At 71.4% G+C, this 17,155-nt stretch carries 14 protein-coding genes; 7 read left to right on the forward strand and 7 right to left on the reverse strand.

Annotated features, from left to right (window positions below; genetic code table 11):
* Window positions 1-198: 198 nt before the first annotated feature.
* Window positions 199-1,419, reverse strand: coding sequence for a cytochrome P450 (locus tag ACFKCF_RS60890; RefSeq protein WP_394506557.1), 1,221 nt, complete (start codon window positions 1,417-1,419; stop codon window positions 199-201).
* A gap of 858 nt (window positions 1,420-2,277) precedes the next feature.
* Here ACFKCF_RS60890 and ACFKCF_RS60895 point away from each other — a divergent pair.
* Together ACFKCF_RS60895 and ACFKCF_RS60900 are read left to right on the forward strand one after the other, a co-directional pair.
* On the forward strand, window positions 2,278-2,955 hold the full coding sequence (locus ACFKCF_RS60895; protein ID WP_394506559.1) for a DJ-1/PfpI family protein: 678 nt from the start codon (window positions 2,278-2,280) through the stop codon (window positions 2,953-2,955).
* 18 nt (window positions 2,956-2,973) lie between these two features.
* Complete coding sequence (locus ACFKCF_RS60900) at window positions 2,974-3,279, forward strand: hypothetical protein (protein ID WP_394506561.1); 306 nt, start codon at window positions 2,974-2,976, stop codon at window positions 3,277-3,279.
* A 42-nt stretch (window positions 3,280-3,321) separates the two neighbouring features.
* Here the strand turns inward: ACFKCF_RS60900 and ACFKCF_RS60905 are convergent, their stop codons facing one another.
* Window positions 3,322-4,146 carry a TIGR02452 family protein gene (locus ACFKCF_RS60905; RefSeq protein WP_394506562.1) on the reverse strand — a complete coding sequence of 275 codons (825 nt, stop codon included), beginning with the start codon at window positions 4,144-4,146 and terminating at the stop codon, window positions 3,322-3,324.
* A gap of 52 nt (window positions 4,147-4,198) precedes the next feature.
* A complete protein-coding gene (locus ACFKCF_RS60910; RefSeq protein WP_394506563.1) occupies window positions 4,199-4,783 on the reverse strand; it encodes a hypothetical protein in 585 nt (194 codons plus the stop codon).
* 275 nt (window positions 4,784-5,058) lie between these two features.
* On the opposite strand from ACFKCF_RS60910, the gene ACFKCF_RS60915 reads away from it, so the two are divergent.
* Window positions 5,059-5,460, forward strand: a complete 402-nt coding sequence (locus ACFKCF_RS60915) for a hypothetical protein (RefSeq protein ID WP_394506565.1) — start codon at window positions 5,059-5,061, stop codon at window positions 5,458-5,460.
* A gap of 165 nt (window positions 5,461-5,625) precedes the next feature.
* Here the strand turns inward: ACFKCF_RS60915 and ACFKCF_RS60920 are convergent, their stop codons facing one another.
* Window positions 5,626-6,579, reverse strand: coding sequence for a formylglycine-generating enzyme family protein (locus ACFKCF_RS60920; protein WP_394506567.1), 954 nt, complete (start codon window positions 6,577-6,579; stop codon window positions 5,626-5,628).
* A 66-nt stretch (window positions 6,580-6,645) separates the two neighbouring features.
* On the opposite strand from ACFKCF_RS60920, the gene ACFKCF_RS60925 reads away from it, so the two are divergent.
* From ACFKCF_RS60925 to ACFKCF_RS60935, 3 genes are read left to right on the forward strand one after another with little or no spacing between them, the layout of a single operon-like run.
* Window positions 6,646-7,239 carry a PadR family transcriptional regulator gene (locus tag ACFKCF_RS60925; protein ID WP_394506569.1) on the forward strand — a complete coding sequence of 198 codons (594 nt, stop codon included), beginning with the start codon at window positions 6,646-6,648 and terminating at the stop codon, window positions 7,237-7,239.
* Entirely contained in the window at window positions 7,236-9,005 is a 1,770-nt protein-coding gene (locus ACFKCF_RS60930; protein ID WP_394506571.1) for a sulfatase, read from the forward strand. Before ACFKCF_RS60925 ends, ACFKCF_RS60930 begins: the two co-directional genes overlap by 4 nt.
* Before the next feature lie 43 nt (window positions 9,006-9,048).
* Window positions 9,049-10,392: an MFS transporter gene (locus ACFKCF_RS60935; protein WP_394506573.1), complete on the forward strand. Its 1,344-nt coding sequence runs from the start codon at window positions 9,049-9,051 to the stop codon at window positions 10,390-10,392.
* Window positions 10,393-10,399: 7 nt separating this feature from the next.
* Here ACFKCF_RS60935 and ACFKCF_RS60940 read toward each other — a convergent pair whose 3' ends face one another.
* Window positions 10,400-11,389, reverse strand: coding sequence for a LacI family DNA-binding transcriptional regulator (locus tag ACFKCF_RS60940; RefSeq protein ID WP_394506575.1), 990 nt, complete (start codon window positions 11,387-11,389; stop codon window positions 10,400-10,402).
* A 122-nt stretch (window positions 11,390-11,511) separates the two neighbouring features.
* Here ACFKCF_RS60940 and ACFKCF_RS60945 point away from each other — a divergent pair, with 122 nt between their 5' ends.
* Window positions 11,512-13,776: a glycoside hydrolase family 3 C-terminal domain-containing protein gene (locus tag ACFKCF_RS60945; RefSeq protein ID WP_394506577.1), complete on the forward strand. Its 2,265-nt coding sequence runs from the start codon at window positions 11,512-11,514 to the stop codon at window positions 13,774-13,776.
* Between the two features lie 87 nt (window positions 13,777-13,863).
* Here ACFKCF_RS60945 and ACFKCF_RS60950 read toward each other — a convergent pair whose 3' ends face one another.
* Together ACFKCF_RS60950 and ACFKCF_RS60955 are read right to left on the reverse strand one after the other, a co-directional pair.
* Window positions 13,864-16,155 (reverse strand): sensor histidine kinase, encoded by a 2,292-nt coding sequence (locus ACFKCF_RS60950; RefSeq protein WP_394506579.1) that lies wholly within the window; start codon window positions 16,153-16,155, stop codon window positions 13,864-13,866.
* Window positions 16,156-16,301: 146 nt separating this feature from the next.
* Window positions 16,302-16,904 carry a DUF4232 domain-containing protein gene (locus ACFKCF_RS60955; RefSeq protein WP_394506581.1) on the reverse strand — a complete coding sequence of 201 codons (603 nt, stop codon included), beginning with the start codon at window positions 16,902-16,904 and terminating at the stop codon, window positions 16,302-16,304.
* Between the last annotated feature and the right edge of the window lie 251 nt (window positions 16,905-17,155).

Genomic DNA, 17,155 nt, shown 5'->3' on the forward strand with positions numbered 1-17,155 from the left:
CGTCAACCAGCGGCGCAAGGAGGCCCAGAAGGCCCAGGTCGAGGCCGAGTTCGAGGAACTGTCCGAAGAGCCGACGGCAGGTGGCTTCCCGGTGCCGCCGCTCGATCTGCCGCACTACCACGGCGTTTCCCGGCGGTGAGTGCCCCGGACAAGTTCCCGTCCGCCCTCCCCGGGAGGAGGGCGGAGCGCGAGTCCTGTTCAGCCGAAGCGCAGCGGCAGCACATCCGGGCCCTGGATCCCGAGGGGGCCCTGCCAGGCGATCGGCCCCGCGACGGAGGGCGGGCCCAGCCGTGCGGCGAGGACGGGGAGTGCCTCCCCTATCTCGACGCGTGCCAGAGCCGCGCCCAGGCAGTGGTGCGGGCCCGCGCCGAACTGCAGCGGGGGATTGTCCCTGACGGCCGTGATGTCGAACCGATCGGCGTTCTTGTGGGCACGCGGGTCACGCTGGGCGATGCTCACGCACATCGTCAGGAACGTCTCGCGCGCGATGTGCAGTCCCTCGTAGTCGAAGTCCTCCGCGGCGAACCGGTAGATGGTGCCCGCCGAGGGAAGCCAGCGCATCACCTCTTCGACGGCCTGGGCCGCCAGCTCCGGCCGCTGCCCCAGCAGGGTCCACTGGTCGGGGTGCTCGGCGAAGGCGACCACGGCGTTCGCGAGCTGGTACCGGGTGTTGTCCTGCGCGCCGAACACGAGCGTGACCAGGAGGTTGCGCAGCTCGTCCCTGCTGACGCGGCCGTCGTCGGCCTGATGGGCGGCGACCAGGGCGGAGGTGAGGTCGTCGGTGGGCCTGGCCGACTTCTCCTCGATGAGGAAGTCGGCGTAGTCGTTGAGACCGCGTACCGCGGCTTCCACCCTGGCGACGACGTCGCTCCCGGCCGCGAGGCTGAAGACCAGGCCGATGTCCCTGGTCCAGGTGCCGAAGACGTCGTAGTCCTCGGGCGGCACGCCGAGCAACCGGCACATGACCGCCAGCGGCAGCCGGGAGCCGAAGTCCTCGACGAACTCGCACGTCTCGGCCGAGGACAATCCCTCGGTCAGCTGCTCGACCTGCGCCCGGATGAACGGCCGCAGATTCTCCACCGTGCGCGCCGTGAACGCCTTGCTTGTGAGGCGGCGCAGGCGGCGGTGGTCCTCTCCGTCGTGGTTGACGATCATCGGGACGAACCACTCGTAGATCGGACCGTCGAAGATCCCGTTCGTCTCCAGGTACCGCTTGCCGTTGTGGTCCAGCCTTCGGTCGCGTAAGAGGTCACTGGCCTGCTCGTATCGCAGCACGAGCAGGCCGATGGGGCTGGTCGCGTACCAGCTTTCCGCCTGGGCCGCGAAGACCTCGGGGGCGCCGAAATCGAAAGCCGGATCCAGGACGTCGAGGAACGGCACGTTCGGGGGAGTGGGTTCCTGGCCCACGGATGTCGACAACGTCATCCTCCCTGCAGAGATAAGCGTCCCGTCCACAATCCCCGACCTCGCGGCGAAAATGAAGTAACGCGCCACGCACTCTTTTGAGTTATGGCCGTCCGTCCGGCGCACCGCCATGACTCGCCGGATTACGGCGGGAAAACCGATAATCGGCCCCGCCGGGAAATGAATAATGGCCGTGTTTCCCGGCTCGGGCGCCCGTCCTCCCCTTGCCGCATGCGGAAGGCGGCGAGTTCCTTGGCGGCCTCGTCCAGATCCTTGGCCGTGTCGATGGCTCGCCAGTACACCCCTTGCGGCAACTCGTAACCCGCCAGGCGGCGCCGGCGGGCGAGGTGGGGGAACGTGCTTCGCTCATGGTCGCCGGCGTCCGGCAGCATCGAGGTGAACCCGGCGGACGGCTCGCCGTGCTCAGCCAGTCGAGCACGACCTCGGAGAGGTAGCCGCAGGAGATGATGGCATGCCGAGGACGACCTCGGCACCTCCTACCGTGACGACAACAGCGGCGCCTTCGATCCGGAGGGCGAGACGGCCGCGCACGGAGCTCGCCATCTGGGCGGGCCGGTTCCCCGCTCGGCGCACCGGTTGCGGCTGAACTTCAGGCCGGCCGAGGGATGGGCGCCGACGCGCTCATGGTGCCGGCGGTTGGACGTGGCAATGCAGGGCGGCCAGGTCACGGAGGCGTGGATCGACCCGCGCCAGGACGCCGGGTGACGCCGGACCGCCGCAGGCCGGGTGCCGGGGTGGCGAGTTCCCGTTGGATTTTGTCGATCAAGCTACTGGGGGCCGCTCCGGCGCTCTCGTAAGTTGGGGCCGACCGGAGTCAATAACCGGTCATTCCCCTAATTAGATGGACATTTCATGCATGCTCAGATCGTCCTCTTCGATGGCTTCGATCCGCTGGACGTCATCGCCCCGTACGAAGTGCTCCATGCCGGAGGCATCGCCTCCGGCGGGGCGCTTACGGTGGAGCTGGTGAGCGCCGAGGGGCCGCGCGAGGTGGTGAGCGGCACCGGCGGTATGCCCCTGCGCGCCACGGCCGCGCTGGACCCGGCGAAGGCGGACCTGGTCGTGGTGCCCGGCGCCTCGGGCCGGATCGGCGAGCCCGGCGAGGACATCGGGGCGCAGCCGGAGCACCGGGACGAGCCCGTCCCGGTGCTGCTGGCCCGCACGCTGGACACCGAGCTGCCCGCCCTGCTGAAGGCGGCGATGGAGCGTCCCGAGACGACCGTCGCCACGGTGTGCGGCGGCGCGCTCATCCTCGCCCTGGCGGGCCTGCTGGAGGGCCGGTACGCCACCACCCACCACATGGGCGTCGACCTGCTCGACGCCACCGGCGTGCACGCGGTCCGCGCCCGCGTCGTGGACGACGGCGACCTCGTCTCGGGCGGCGGCGTCACCTCTGGGCTCGAGGTGGGCCTCCACCTGCTGGAACGGGAGCTCGGGCCGCGGATCGCGCATGCCGTCGAGGAACTGTTCGCCTACGAGCGCCGTGGCGTCGTGTGGCGCGACACCGGCCGCACCCCCCTCGCCTTCTGAAACCCGGAAAGGAGTCGTATGAATCCCGCCGGCGTCTGGGACCTGTCGCTCTCCACCCCGATCGGCAGGCTTGCCGTGGTCGTCGAGTTGCGTGAGGAGGCCGGCGCCTGGTCCGGCACCGCCTCCGGAGCCGGCGACGAGGTCGAACTGCGCGACATCGCCGTGGAGGAGAACCGGGTCGTCTGGAAGCAGTCCATCACCAAGCCGATGCGCCTGAATCTCGCCTTCGACGTCGTCGTCGAAGGCGACTCGATGACGGGCGCGTCCAGGGCCGGCCGCCTGCCTTCCTCCAAGGTCGCCGGTCAGCGTCGCGCCGGTGCGTGAGGAGGTCCGGGCGCAACGTTGAGGCCGGCCGCGATGGCGCGCTCACCCGGTGGCCGGCTCCCCGAAGCGTTCGGCGAACGCGGCCCGGTTGGCCGACTCCTCCGACCGGTCCCACACCGCGAACACCACCCGTTCGAACACCCCGCCCTCGCCCAGATGCGCGTGGAAGGCCGCGGCGACCTCACGCGGGTCGTTGCGGAACACCCCGCACCCCCACGCCCCGAGCACGAGCTGCCGCGCGCCGTGGTGCGCGGCGACCGCCAGCACGCGCCCGGCACGCTCGTGCAGCGCCCGCCGGATCCGCGGTCCCGCTCCGGGATCGCGCCGCAGCAGCTGCCCGGCGTTGGGCGCGGGCGAGGTCAGGAACGAGACCAGGTACGGCTCGCTCAGGAACCGGCCGCGGTCGTCGCGGTGCACCGGCACATCGGGAGACCAGATGACCCGGTGGCTGTAGAGCAGGTCGGAGGAGGCGCGGTGCGCGGCGTAGAAGTCGGGAGCGTTCAGCAGACAGGGGTGCAGCAGGCTCGCGCGGCACAGGTCCTCCTCCTGCGCCTTGGCCCCGCCGAGGTAGCCGCCGCCGGGACTGCGGGCCGAGGCGAAGTTCAGCACGGCGATCCGTTCGGCGCCTGCCAGGTGCAGCCGCCGCGCGGCCTGCAGGCTGCCTTCCCCGGTGACCTCGAAAGACGTCCGGTGGCCCGTGGCGGCCGGCGCGGCGATCGGCTCCTCGGGCGGATGGCTCACCGTGCCGGCGATCGCCGCCTCCAGCACGGGACCCACGGTGACGAGGGTGCCGTCCTCGGCGGTGTACCGGCCGTCGGCGGCGATCTGCCCGTTCACCGTCGCGACCTGGCTCAATCTGTTGCCCACAGCTCCGCATCGTAGATCGCGATCAGCGCCCCCGGCACCCCGGAGCGCCGCGTCAGCCTGACACCAACCGCAGGACCGCGGCCTTGCCACTGTCCCAGCCGACCAGTTGCATCCGGAGCGCTCCCTTCACGCGGGCGGGCTTCTTCGGAGTGCTGTCGTCCGAGCGGCAGCCCTCCATTCCCGCTCCGCCGGCATATCGATAGAAGGTGGCGATGGCGCCGCAGGTGCCCTTCAGCAAACCGGAACCGCCGCCGCCGTAGGTGAAGGTCAGATCGAATTTCAGGCTGTTGTTCGGCTTCACCTTGAGCACGGTCAGGCGGCCGCCCTTCACGGCGATGCGCACCGGCCGGGAGATGGCCACCTCGCACGTGCCGTCCCTGCAGGCCGAGTAGCGCTTGCCGTCAGCCGCGCGCGGCAGGGGCCGCGCCGACGGGGTGGGCGTGCTGGTCGGTGTGCCGGTGGATGCGCCGGCACTCGGGGACGCCGTGGGCGCCGTGCTTGCGGTTTTGCCGGCGGACACCGTTTCAGCGGCATTTCCTCCGGCGGACGGGGCGGAGCCACATCCGGTCACCAGCACCACCACGAGGGCCGTGCCCGCGGCCGGCTGAAGGCGACGGAAGGACAGCGTGCGGTTCATGGAGTCTCCAGGGGGATCGCGGACCGGAACCAGGAAACCAGCACACCTTCGGGACCGGTCCCCGGAGGTTGAAGTCCGCCTCCTCCCCGGCTTTCCCCTCCATCGCCACGGATTCATATTTTCGTCTGGATTATGGGAGATGGATATCCCGAATTCTGGGGATGTCGGGCTTTCTTCGAAAAACTTTATCGTTGGGTCATCAGGAAGCCGGCCAAACAGAAAGGGGCACGACAATGTCGAAATTGTACGCGTCATGGCAGCACGGATTCACGGCCGTGGCCGAAAATCCCGGCACGGGCGCACTGCGTCAGGGATTCGGCGTAACCTTCTCGCTTCCGGCGAACGGCGGCGACTGGATCCACCTGGCCATTCCCACCCCCGTCATCGTCGAAGACCGCCGGGCCACCCTGGACAGGGTGCTGATCCTCTTCGACGCGCGAGAGACCAGCGCGCTCACCGCGGTGCATGTGTGGGACGGCCCGGACCGCATCCTGGTCAGGGAGGGCCTCAGGATCGAAGGCGATCACGCGCACGGCCTGAGCGCGGACAACGTCTTTCCGGTAGGCCGCGACGCGATCAGGTGGGGGTGCGGAATCTCGATGTTCTTCACCGCCGGTCAGGTCGACAGCCACGTCTTCATCGCCGGTTTCGGCGGGGATTTCGCGCACAACATCTGACCGGAGCGGCGCTTCGACGGCGCCTTGACGAAATGGGCTCTGCTTCTGGCTCGCGGCCGGGGCAGGGCCTTTCGCGTGTCAGCGGGCGATGCCGGAGCAGGGTCGGGGTGGGAGTTCGCCCGATCCGCTTCACGGCCGCGCCCGGCTGACGGCCCGGCCGCACCCTCAGGACGCCACCGTGCGAAAGCCGGCGTTGCCCATGCTCGAGTCGGGTGTGTTCGACGACCTGGCCGCGTTGCGGTAGCGGTTGCAGTAGGAGTCGTGGCACAGGTACGAGCCTCCGCGCAGGACCCGGAGCCTCGGGGCGACGCGGGAGCGCGGGTCGTGGACCTGCGCGCGGGCTCGTTTGGCGTACGCCCGCGGGTCGAACGGGTCGTCGCACCACTCCCAGACGTTGCCCACGCTCTGCCAGAGCCCGAACCCGTTCGGCGCGAACGTGCGCACGGGCGCGGTGCCCGGCCAGCCGTCCTCGGCGGTGTTGTGGTCGGGAAAGGAGCCCTGCCAGATGTTGGCCTGCCACCGTCCCCGCGCGTCGAGGAGGTCGTCGCCCCAGGGGTAGCGGGCGCCGTCGAGGCCGCCGCGCGAGGCGCGCTCCCATTCGGCCTCGGTGGGCAGGCGCCGCCCGGCCCAGGCGCAGTAGGCCTGGGCGTCGTTCCAGGTGACGTGGACCACGGGATGGTCTTCCGGCGGGTCGGAGCCGGGCCCTTCCGGGTGCCTCCAGCTCGCGCCTTCGACGGCGAGCCACCAGGGAGCGCGCGGCGAGTGGCCGATGACCCTCGCCCGCGGGTGCACCAGCGTGTGGAAGACCGCCGAGGATCCGGCGAACTCCGCCTCGGTGCGATAGCCGGTGTCGTCGGCGAAGCGGGCGAAGTCGGCGTTGGTCACGGTGGTCGCGTCGATGTCGAACGCGTCGAGCGTCACCTCGTGCACCGGCGTCTCGCCGTCCCCGGCCCGGCCGTCGCCGAAGGGGTCGCCCATGCGGAAGGCGCCGGCCTCGACGTGGCACTGCTCGATCAGATGGGCGCCACGCCCGGCGGAAATCGGCTCGCGACCCTGGGCCGACGCCAGGTTCGGCGTGCAGCAGGAAGAGTGATCGGACCTATCGACAGGGCGTGACACTTGTGTCATGGTATCACCATTCCACTTGTGGCACGGTTAACTCCGTTACAACGACGGGCACATTTGATGAAGCTTGAGATTCTGCTGCTCGGCGCACTGCTCAGTCGCCCCAGCACCGGCTACGAGCTGAAGAAGTACTTCGACACGCATGGCCGGTTCATGCGCTCGAACATCACCATGAGCCAGGCGTACCGGACGCTGGCGGCGATGGAGGAGCGCGGCTGGGTCGGGCACACGATCGAGGAGCGCCCCGGGGCGAGCAACGCCAAGCGCTACCACGTGACCGAAGAGGGCCACACGGTCTTCACCGACTGGCTGACGCGCCCGTACAACCCGCCCACGCGTTTCCAGGATCCCGATCTGTACGCACGGCTGGGCAGCGCCGGGTTCATGACGGTCGAGCAGGTGATCGGCCTTCTCGACATCGAGATCAACACCCGCACCGCGGAGGTCGCGCGGTACCGCCACCGTGACCGCACGCTGTTCGACGAGCCGCCCCGGGGTTACGACGTCGAGCTCGGAGGCCAGATGGACGAGTGGCTCCACCGGCGTGGGGCCGAGGCGATGGACCGCCACATCGCCTCGCTCATCGAGCTGCGCCGGCGGCTCCTCGACGGCGAGCCGATCAACGAGGAGACCACGGAGGAGGCGACGCGATGAGGGCCGTCATCCTCATGTTCGACAGCCTGAACAGGCACCTGCTCGCCCCCTACGCCGACACCTTCGTCGACGCGCCCAACTTCGCGCGGCTGGCGGCCAGGGCCGTGACGTTCGACAACTTCTACGCCGGGTCGCTGCCGTGCATGCCGGCGCGGCGCGAGATGCACACCGGCCGGTACAACTTCCTGCACCGCAGCTGGGGCCCGCTGGAGCCGTTCGACGACTCGATGCCGGAGCTGCTCAAGCGGGCGGGGGTGCACACGCACCTGGTCTCCGACCATCCGCACTACTGGGAGGACGGCGGCGCGACCTATCACACCCGCTACAGCACCTGGGAGTTCTTCCGGGGCCAGGAGGGCGACCCGTGGAAGGGCGTGGTCGGCGGCGACGGCGGCCCGGCGAGCCCGTACGGGGCCATGAAACGGCAGGACGTGATCAACCGCACGTACATGCCGACCGAGGCCGAGCACTCCCAGACCCTGACCGTCGACGCCGGTCTGCACTTCCTGGAGACCAACGCCGACGCCGACCGGTGGTTGCTGCAGATCGAGCTGTTCGACCCGCACGAGCCGTTCTTCACCCACCAGCAGTACAAGGACCTCTACCCGCACGAGTACGACGGGCCCGCGTTCGACTGGCCGCCGTACCAGAAGGTGCTGGAGCCGGAAGGGCAGGTCGAGCACGCGCGCCTCGAGTACGCCGCGCTGGTGTCGATGTGCGACCGCTCGCTCGGCCGGGTGCTGGACTTCATGGACGAGCGCGGCATGTGGGACGACACCCTGCTCGTCGTCAACACCGACCACGGCTTCCTGCTGGGTGAGCACGGCTGGTGGGCCAAGTCGGTGATGCCGTGGTTCAACGAGCTGGTGCACCTGCCGATGTTCCTGTGGGACCCGCGGACCGGCGGGCGGGACCGGCGGCGGGGCGAGCTGGCGCAGACCATCGACATCGCGCCGACCGTGCTGCGCTACTTCGGCCTGGAGCCCACCCCGGACATGCAGGGCGCGGACCTCGCCCAGGACGGGCCGCTGCGCGAGGGTGCGCTGTTCGGCATCCACGGCGGGCACGTGAACGTCACCGACGGCCGCTATGTCTACATGCGCGCGGCCAGGGAGGCGGTCAACGGGCCGCTGGAGGAGTTCACGCTCATGCCCACCCACATGCGCACCCGGTTCTCGGTGGCGGAGCTGCGGGAGTGGGAGCCGGCCGAGCCGTTCGCCTTCACCAAGGGCCTGCGCACGATGCGGATGCCCGCCTCCGCGAGCTGGATGAACCCGTGGCGGCACGGCACGCTGCTGTTCGACCTGCACGATGATCCGGCGCAGGAGAGCCCGATCGTGGACGACGACGTGGAGCTGCGGATGATCGAGCTGCTGCGCCGGCTCATGGTCGAGAACGACGCCCCGCCCAGCCAGTTCGAGCGCCTGGGCATCCCGCGCGAGGGTGCGGTCACCCCGGAGCACCTGCTGGTCCGCGAGCAGCGCGAACGCGCGGCGGCCGTCGCCGTGCCCCTGCCCGTGGAGGCGGAGTTCCAGGCCCCCGCCCTGCTCCGCGCGCCGCTCCTGGAGCTGCTGGGCGTCACCGGCGCCAAGGACGTCCTCGCGCAGGAGGCGCCCGCCCTGGTGCAGTCGGAGCTGCTCGCCGCCCCCGCCCCCATGAGCCTGCTGGACCTCGCCCGTCTCGGCTTCGTGCCCGCCGCGGTCCTGCGCCGCATCGACGAGCAGTTCGGCCTTCTCACGGCAACACCCGCCGCCTCGACCGACTGAGGCGACGCTCTCTCTATCGCAACACTGCAGACAGGGGCACCGCATGGATGCCAGCGCCTCCACCGCGTCCGTACAGCCAGGAGCGGCCCAGGCCGCCAACGTCCCCCACCGCTGGCGCAATCTCGCCGTCCTTTCCGGCGTGAGCGTCGTCGACAACACCGAAGCCGGTCTCATCAACACCGTCTTCCCCACGCTCGCGGCCGCGCTCCGGCTCGACAATGGTCATCTCGGCGTCATCGCGGCGCTCGGCAAGATCGCCAGCGTTCCGGCCGGCCCGTTCTGGGTGTGGTTGTCCAGCAGGATCGGCCGTCGTGGCGCGCTGATCGCCACGACGGTGTCCGGCGGCCTGTTCGGCATCGCCGCCGGTTTCTCCCAGAACTTCGTCCAGCTCCTCATCTGTTGCACCCTCATGTCCGCCGCGGTGATCGGCGGCTCGCCCATCACCATGGCCGTCATCGCCGACTCCTTCGCCGACGAGCAGCGTGCCCGGGCGAACGGGATCTTCTTCAGTGCGATCCAGGTCGCCTCCATCGTCCTCGGGCCCGTCATGGCGGTCTTCGTCGGGTTGGAGGACGGCTGGCGCTGGGCGCTGTGGACCCTCGGCGGCGTCTGCATCGTCGCCGGGCTCGCCGTGGCCGCCTTCTTCACCGATCCGGGCATCGGCTCCTCCGAGAAGCAGCTCGCCGACCTCGCGAGCGATGACCGGGCGAAGACGAAGGTCACCGTCGCCTCCGTGGCCGGCCTGTTCCGCATCCCCACGTACACGGTGATGATGCTGAGCCGGCTCCTGTCGGGACACCTGCTGATCATCATCTTCGGCGTCCAGTTCCTCGTCACCGAGCGCGAGATCGACAACGCCACGGCCATCCTGGTGACGCTGCCGTTCGGCATCGGCTACAGCGTCGCCACGCTGAGCGCCGGATTCGTCCTGCCGGTGCTCGACCGGCTCATGCCGAGCAGGGGGCGCGTCCTGGTCCTGCAGCTGGCCCAGATCCTGTTCGCCGTCATCGCCTTCTTCGGCACGCAGTTCCGGTACGAGTCGATCGTCATCTACGCGATCTTCTGGGCCCTGCTGGGCGCCTGTCAGGGCCTGAACCCGCCGGTCAACCGGCCCATCGTGGCCGGGGTCGTGCTGCCGGAGCTGCGCGGGCAGGCGTACGCGATCTGGTTGTCGGTGTTCGAGACGATCGCGTGGGCGCTGTTCTCGCTGCTGGCCGGCTCGCTGGCGGCGACGATCGGCATCCAGGGCGTGTTCCTGTGGGTGCTGGTCATCCTGATGATCGTCAACGGCCTCCTGCTCTCCGTCCTGTACGTCACCTACCCGCGCGACACCGCCCGGGTCGGTCAGCAGCTCGAACTCCGCCGCCGGCAGGCGCTCGCGGACTGACGCGCGATCAGGACGTCTCGCGGTGAACGACATCGGCCCAGACCTCGGGCTCGGCCGGGGGCGTGTCCTCCACCCCGAGGGCGTGCAGCGCGCGGTGGGCGACGTACCTGCCCAGACCCGCCACGTCCACGCGCACGCTCGTCAGCGCGGGCACCAGCAGCCGGGCCAGGGGACTGTCGTCGTGCCCGACCACCGCGAGGCGGCCGGGCAGGGCGATCCCCGCGCGCACGGCCGCCCCCACGACGGCGGCGGCGATGTCGTCGTTGTAGGCGACCACTCCGGTGACCCCGGCGTCCAGCCAGTCCCGTACCGCACCGGCCGCGGAGCCGTCCTCGTCGAAGACCGTCCGCACGTCGGCGACCTCGAGGCCCAGCTCCGCGGCGCGCGTCCTCGCCAGGGAGGCGCGCAGGGCGGCGAGCGCCTGCAGGCGCGGGTCGCCCGTGAGGGCGACGGCCAGCCGCGCGTGCCCGCGCTCGTGCAGATGCTCCACCTGGAGAACGGGCCCGGCCCGCAGGGACGGCACCTCGTGCAGCTCGGAAGGCTCGTCGCCGTCGGCGAGCAGCCGCGCGCCCGCCTCCCGGCGCAGAACGTCGAGGTCGTCGCGGGGGAGGGGCACGACCGGGACGACGAGGTCGGGGTCGAGCGTCTCCCACAGCGGGCGGGAACGGCCGCCCGCGTGCCGGCTCCAGGTCACCAGCGAGTAGCCGGCGCGGTCCAGGACGAGCGTCGCCTCCTCCAGGTAGCGGCGCAGGAGATGCTCCACAGGCCAGTCGGGCATGATGAACAGGACGATGCGGTTGCTGCCCCGCGCGAGCGCCCGGGCGGCGGCGTGCGGCCGGTAGCCCAGGCGCTCGGCCTCGGCGAGCACCTTGCGCCGGGTGGCCTCCGAGATCGTCTGGCCCGGGGTGTCGTTGATGACGAAGCCCACCGTGGCCCGGGAGATTCCCAGGGACCGCGCGATGTCGCTCGCCGTCACCCGCCGTGCCCGTCCGCCCATGGCCGCCCTCCCATCCCCTGACATGGCACTTGCGCGTGCTAGTGCCCCAAGGTTAGCGTCGCATCGCTGGCAGCTAGCGCGCGCTAGCCCAACTCATCCCCGCAGGACAGGAAGGTCACGACATGACCGACGGACGATCCGTCGTCGAACGGCTCACGCTCGAGGAGAAGGCGCGGCTCGTGTCCGGCGCCAGTTTCTGGACGACCGCGGAGGTGTCGCACGCGGGCGTGCCCGCCGCGCTGCTCACCGACGGCCCGCACGGCGTACGCCTGCAGCGGACCGGGGTCGACCACCTCGGGCTCGCCGACAGCATGCCCGCCACGGCGTTCCCCACCGCGGCGGCACTCGGCTCCTCGTGGGACGACGGCCTCCTGCGCGAGGTCGGGGAGGCGCTCGCGGTCGAGGCCAGGGCGCTCGGCGTGGACGTGCTGCTCGGCCCGGGCGTCAACATGAAGCGCTCCCCGCTGTGCGGCCGCAACTTCGAGTATTTCGCCGAGGACCCGCTGCTGGCCGGTGTCATGGGCGCCGCGTGGGTCGCGGGCCTGCAGTCGCGCGGCGTCGGCGCGTCGGTCAAGCACTTCGCGGCCAACAACCAGGAGACCGACCGCATGCGCGTCAGCGCGGAGGTGGACGAGCGCACCCTGCGGGAGATCTACCTGCGCGCGTTCGAGCACGTCGTCCGCGAGGCGCGGCCGGCCACGATCATGTGCTCGTACAACCGGGTCAACGGCGTGCACGCCTCGGAGAATCCCTGGCTGCTCACGACGGTCCTGCGTGAGGAGTGGGGCTTCGACGGCTACGTGGTCTCCGACTGGGGCGCGGTGCACGACCCGGTCGCCGCCGTACGGTCCGGCCTGGACCTGGAGATGCCGGGCACCGGCGGCCGCAGCGCCGCCGCCATCGTCGAGGCCGTGCGCGTCGGCGAGCTCAGCGAAGAGGTACTGGACGTCGCCGTGGAACGCCTGGTGAGCACCCACGACCGGCTGCGGCAGGGCCGAGCGGACGCGGAGCCCGACTTCGACGCGCACCACGCGCTCGCCCGCCGCGTCGCGGCCGAGTGCGCGGTCCTGCTGAAGAACGACGGCGGCCTGCTCCCGCTGGACCCGGAGTCCGGCGGCCCGATCGCGGTGCTGGGCGAGTTCGCGCGCACCCCGCGCTACCAGGGTGCCGGCAGCTCGCTCATCAACCCGACCCGGCTCGACGACGCCCTGACGGCGATCCGCGCCGCCACCTCGCGCGAGGTCGCCTTCGCCCCGGGGTTCCGCCTCGACGGGGAGCCCGACGCCGCCCTGCTCGCCGAGGCGGTGGAGGCCGCCCGCGGCGCCGCCGCGGTGCTGGTGTTCCTCGGCGAGCCGTCCGAGGCCGAGTCCGAGGGCTTCGACCGCGAGGACCTGGACCTGCCGGAGGCGCAGCTGCGGCTGCTCGAAGCGGTGGCCGCGGTCAACCCGTCGATCGCGGTCGTGCTGAGCAACGGCGGCGTCGTGCTGACCGGCCCGCTCACCGAGCACGCGGCCGCCCTGCTGGAGATGTGGCTGCCGGGCCAGGCGGGCGGCGGCGCCGCGGCCGACCTGATCTTCGGGCACGCCGACCCCTCCGGCCGGCTGGCCGAGACCGTCCCGCACCGGCTGTCCGACACGCCCGCGCACGTCAACTGGCCGGGGTCGGAAGGCAAGGTGCTCTACGGGGAACGCCTCTACATCGGCTATCGCTGGTACGACCGCACCGGGCGGGACGTGGCCTTCCCGTTCGGGTTCGGGCTGTCGTACACCACGTTCGCCTACTCCGATCTCGTCGTGCACGTCCCCGACCCGGCGCGGCCCGAGGCCAGCGTCGAGGTCACGGTGACCAACACCGGCACGCGGGAGGGCGCCGAGGTCGTGCAGGTGTACGTCAGCGACCCCGTCGCCGGCGTGGACCGTCCCGAACGCGAGCTGCGGGGCTTCCACAAGGTCCGCCTCGCCCCCGGCGAGAGCGCCCGCGTGGTGATCGAGCTCGACGCCCGGGCCTTCAGCTACTGGAGCGCCCGGCACGGACGCTGGGTGGCCGAGCCGGGCGAGTACGGCGTGCACGTCGGACACTCCTCCCGCGACCTGGTCCTGGAGCAGCGCATCCACCTGGACGTGGAGCCGCCTCAGGCCGTGCTCATGGCGGACAGCACGCTTCAGGAATGGCTGGCCCATCCCCGGGGCCGGAAGATCGTCGAGGAGACCCTGCTGAAGGCCGCGGGCGGCGGGGAGAGCTTCTTCACCGACCCGGCCAGCCAGGCGCTGATCGCCCAGATCCCGCTGGCCACCCTCCTCAGCATGGGCGCCTCCCAGGGCGGGCAGCAGCCGCCGGCCATGGACGACCTGCTGCGGATGGCGAACTCCGACGCCCCGGCGAGCTGAGCGAGCGGCCGCGCGGCGGCCTCCTTGGGGGTTGCCGCGCGGCTCCGGGGCTCGGGGCGTGTCGGGCCAGGTCGAGGTGCCCTCTCCTCATCCGCGAGCTTCGCAGCGTGGGATACGGGTGGACAGCCCGAACCGGCCGCCGCTCTCGTGACCGGCGGTGAGCGTGCCGCCCAGCGCGGCGACGCGGTCGGACAGGTTGCGGATGCCGCTGCCTCGCTGATCGCCCTGCGGCGGGGCGCTCGCCCCGTCGTTGACGATGCGCAGCAGGACCCCGCCCTCCTCCTCGCGAACGGTGATCTCGCAGCGGGTGCCCTTGCTGTGGCGCAACACGTTGGTGACGCCCTCGCGCAGCACCGTGGCCAGCACGGTGCCGACCGCGGGCGCGAGGCCGTCGTGCCGGACGTCCATCCGTACCTCCAGCCCGGCGCTGGCCAGCAGCGACTCCGCGGTCCGGCACTCCTCGTCGAGCGACATCTCGCGATGGCCACCGGCCACCGACCGCACGTCGGCCAGGGCGCGCCGGCAGATCTCCAGCACCTCCGCCAGGACCGTGCGGGCCCGGTCCGGATCGCGCGGGATCAGCCGGTGGGCGAGGTCGCTCTTCAGCGTGATCGCCGACAGGCTCAGTCCGAGCAGGTCGTGCAGGTCCTGCGCGAACCGCAGCCGCGCCTCGGCCAGCGCGGCCTCGGCCAGCTGCCGGCGCGCGGCCCGCAGCCGCCGCACCGAGCGCGCCATCCAGGTCAGGCCGTACGTGAGCAGGCCGAGGTTCACGGTGACCAGGATGTGGGCGTAGCCCACGGGCAGATCGGCGGCGAACGCGAACTGGGCCCAGACGGCGGCGGCCGTGACCGCGGCGAACACGCTCCAGCCGACGGCCGGCCGCAGCAGCAGCAACGCGCTGCCGGCCAGGAACCCCTGCAGCCCCGCCCGCGGCTCCTGGAACCACACGAACGGCAGATACACCACGAAAGCCTGCAGGCCCAGCAGCAGGTACGCCGCCGGCCGGCGCAGCCGGACACCCGGCCGGCTGAACCACGCCAGCTGCAGCACCAGCGCCGCGATCAGGCAGCCGGTGCCCACGGCGACCTGCTCGAACTCCCGGCCCACCAGCAGCGGGCGCAGCACCGCCTGGGCGAAGAGCCCGAGGAAGACCGCCACGACGAGCCCGCCGCCGAGCCTGGTCGCGATGCGGGGAACGGGCGCACCGGGCTCGTCGGCGGCCTCGGCCGGGAGGTCCGGCGGCCGCGCGGCCACCGGGAGCAGCACGTGGAGGCGGAACCGGCCGTCGGCGACTGGCTCGGCGGTGAGCTCGCCCCCCATCCTGGACACCAGCGCCGGCAGGTCCCCGCCCACGCCCGCCTGGGCCCCGTCGTAGTCGTAGAGGATGTCGGCCGAGACCGAGCCGCCCTCCTGCCGCAGGACGATCTCGCAGCGTTCCACCTGCCGGTGCCGCAGCACGTGGGCGAGACCCTCCCGCAGGACGGCCGCCAGCGCGGCTCGCAGCGGCGGCACCAGCTCGCGGCTGTCGAGGTCGATCCGCAGCTCCACGTTGGAGGCCGCGAGCATCGACGTGAGGGTCGCCGTCTCGTCCTCAAGATCAATATCCCGATATATCCGGGCGATTGACCGTAAATCGGTCAGCGACTGCCGGGAGAGCTCCAGGATCTCCGAGAGCTCCTGCCGGGCCCGCCCCGGGTTGCGCCGCAGCAGCCGGAGCGCGAGCTCCCCCTTCGGGGCGATCGCCGACAGGCTCGACCCGAGCAGGTCGTGCACGTCCTGGGCGAGCCGCAGCCGCTCGTGCGCGACCGCGGTCCTGGCCAGCTCACCGCGCGCCTCGTACAGCTCGGTGACGAGCCGGGCCAGCCTGACCAGGCCGTACACGGCCAGGCCGGCCGTCGCGGTGTTCACGAGGATATAGACGACGTCGAGCCACGTGCCGTCGGTCCACAAGCGCTGCGTGGCCCCCGTGCTCGCCACGACGGCGGCGTACGCCGGCCAGGCCACCCGCGGCGAGAGCACCAGCAGCACGCTTCCGGCCAGGAACGAGGGCTGGCTGACCCACGCCTGCCCGAACAGCTCCAGCGGAAGGTAGACCAGGCACGCCTGCACCGCGAGCACGACGTGGGACGCACGCGAGCGCAGGTCCACGCCCGGGCGGCAGAAGTAGAAGTACTGCAGGCCCAGCAGACCGGCCAGCAGGGTGACGGCCGGCGCCATCTCGCCGCCGCTCTTGTCCAGCTCCAGCACCCACAGCAGGGCGACCCCGGCGAAGCCGCAGAACACCACGGCGACGATCGCCCTGGCCAGAGCCGGAGCGATCAGCACCCCTCGTGCGCCGTCGTCGCCCTCGGGACGGCTCGGGGCCGTGATCGGGCCCATAGGGTCGCCTCGCTATCGCCGCATCGTGCGGGTCGATCATCAAGTCGGATTATAGGGAGGGCCACATCTCATCGGCAGTGGCTGCCTGGAGCCCTGGCGCACGCTCTACGTGTGCGACGGCAGCGGCCTCTCCCGCGTGGCCGGGTTCATCGCTCGACCGGTTTCCAGGCGGTGACGCCCAGGAGGTTCGTGGAGCCGAGGTCGAAGAGGCCGCTGACGCGCTGCCGGCCGGAGCCGGTGGTGACGACGAGCGTGGTGCCGACCGCGGGCGGATGGGTGGTACCGCCGTAGGTGTTGCGCCAGGCCAGGGTGAAGGCGGCCGATCGGCCCGGCCGTACGGTCACGGCCTGCGGCCGGGGATCCCGGATCGCGGTGGTGACCCGACGAGCGCCCCGGTCGATCTTCACCTTCAGCGGCTGCCCGTCCGCGTCCAGGAGCCGGACGCGCGGGTAACCCTTGACCTGCCGCGCCGTGTCGCCGCAGTTGGTGAGCGTCACGGTCTGGACGCGCAGCCCCATCGCGGCGTCCGGCGGTCCGGCGTACAGGAGCAGTCCCGAGCCGGCGCAGGACGGGGGCGGGGACGGAGACCACACCGTCGGCGGCGGCTGGCCCAGGGGGTGGCCGGGCGGGAGAGCCGTCACCGTGGGACGGGCCGGCGCGGCGCCGGCGCCGGGCGCCCGCACGCCGCAGCCGGCGAGGCAGATCAGGGCTGCGGTCACGCAGACGCGCGCGGCGGGCGGGACGATCATCGGCACCATTCTGCCGTGGAAACCCGATGCCGCGGCCGTCGCCGGTAGCCCGGGCCTCCTGCGCGCGCCCCCTCAGTGCGTCGCTCCCTGCATCAGACCTCCAGCGGAGTGGAGGCCATGCCTGCTGTCCGGGGATGCTCCTATGGATGTCAAGCGGCATGTTCTTGATCGTTTGATGTGATGATTCGGTAGAGTTCGCGAGCTACGTAGCGCTTCAGGCAGCGGATGATCTCTTTCTTGGACAGGCCGTC

This window comes from Nonomuraea sp. JJY05, assembly GCF_043496855.1.
GTDB lineage: Bacteria > Actinomycetota > Actinomycetes > Streptosporangiales > Streptosporangiaceae > Nonomuraea.

What these genes read in the sequence shown, in the direction of transcription:
- ACFKCF_RS60955 (WP_394506581.1), bottom strand. Translation starts at nt 16,904, where the DNA reads ATGATCGTCCCGCCCGCCGCGCGCGTCTGCGTGACCGCAGCCCTGATC.
- ACFKCF_RS60945 (WP_394506577.1), top strand. Translation starts at nt 11,512, where the DNA reads ATGACCGACGGACGATCCGTCGTCGAACGGCTCACGCTCGAGGAGAAG.
- ACFKCF_RS60925 (WP_394506569.1), top strand. Translation starts at nt 6,646, where the DNA reads ATGAAGCTTGAGATTCTGCTGCTCGGCGCACTGCTCAGTCGCCCCAGC.
- ACFKCF_RS60910 (WP_394506563.1), bottom strand. Translation starts at nt 4,783, where the DNA reads ATGAACCGCACGCTGTCCTTCCGTCGCCTTCAGCCGGCCGCGGGCACG.
- ACFKCF_RS60935 (WP_394506573.1), top strand. Translation starts at nt 9,049, where the DNA reads ATGGATGCCAGCGCCTCCACCGCGTCCGTACAGCCAGGAGCGGCCCAG.
- ACFKCF_RS60930 (WP_394506571.1), top strand. Translation starts at nt 7,236, where the DNA reads ATGAGGGCCGTCATCCTCATGTTCGACAGCCTGAACAGGCACCTGCTC.
- ACFKCF_RS60940 (WP_394506575.1), bottom strand. Translation starts at nt 11,389, where the DNA reads ATGGGCGGACGGGCACGGCGGGTGACGGCGAGCGACATCGCGCGGTCC.
- ACFKCF_RS60900 (WP_394506561.1), top strand. Translation starts at nt 2,974, where the DNA reads ATGAATCCCGCCGGCGTCTGGGACCTGTCGCTCTCCACCCCGATCGGC.
- ACFKCF_RS60895 (WP_394506559.1), top strand. Translation starts at nt 2,278, where the DNA reads ATGCATGCTCAGATCGTCCTCTTCGATGGCTTCGATCCGCTGGACGTC.
- ACFKCF_RS60950 (WP_394506579.1), bottom strand. Translation starts at nt 16,155, where the DNA reads ATGGGCCCGATCACGGCCCCGAGCCGTCCCGAGGGCGACGACGGCGCA.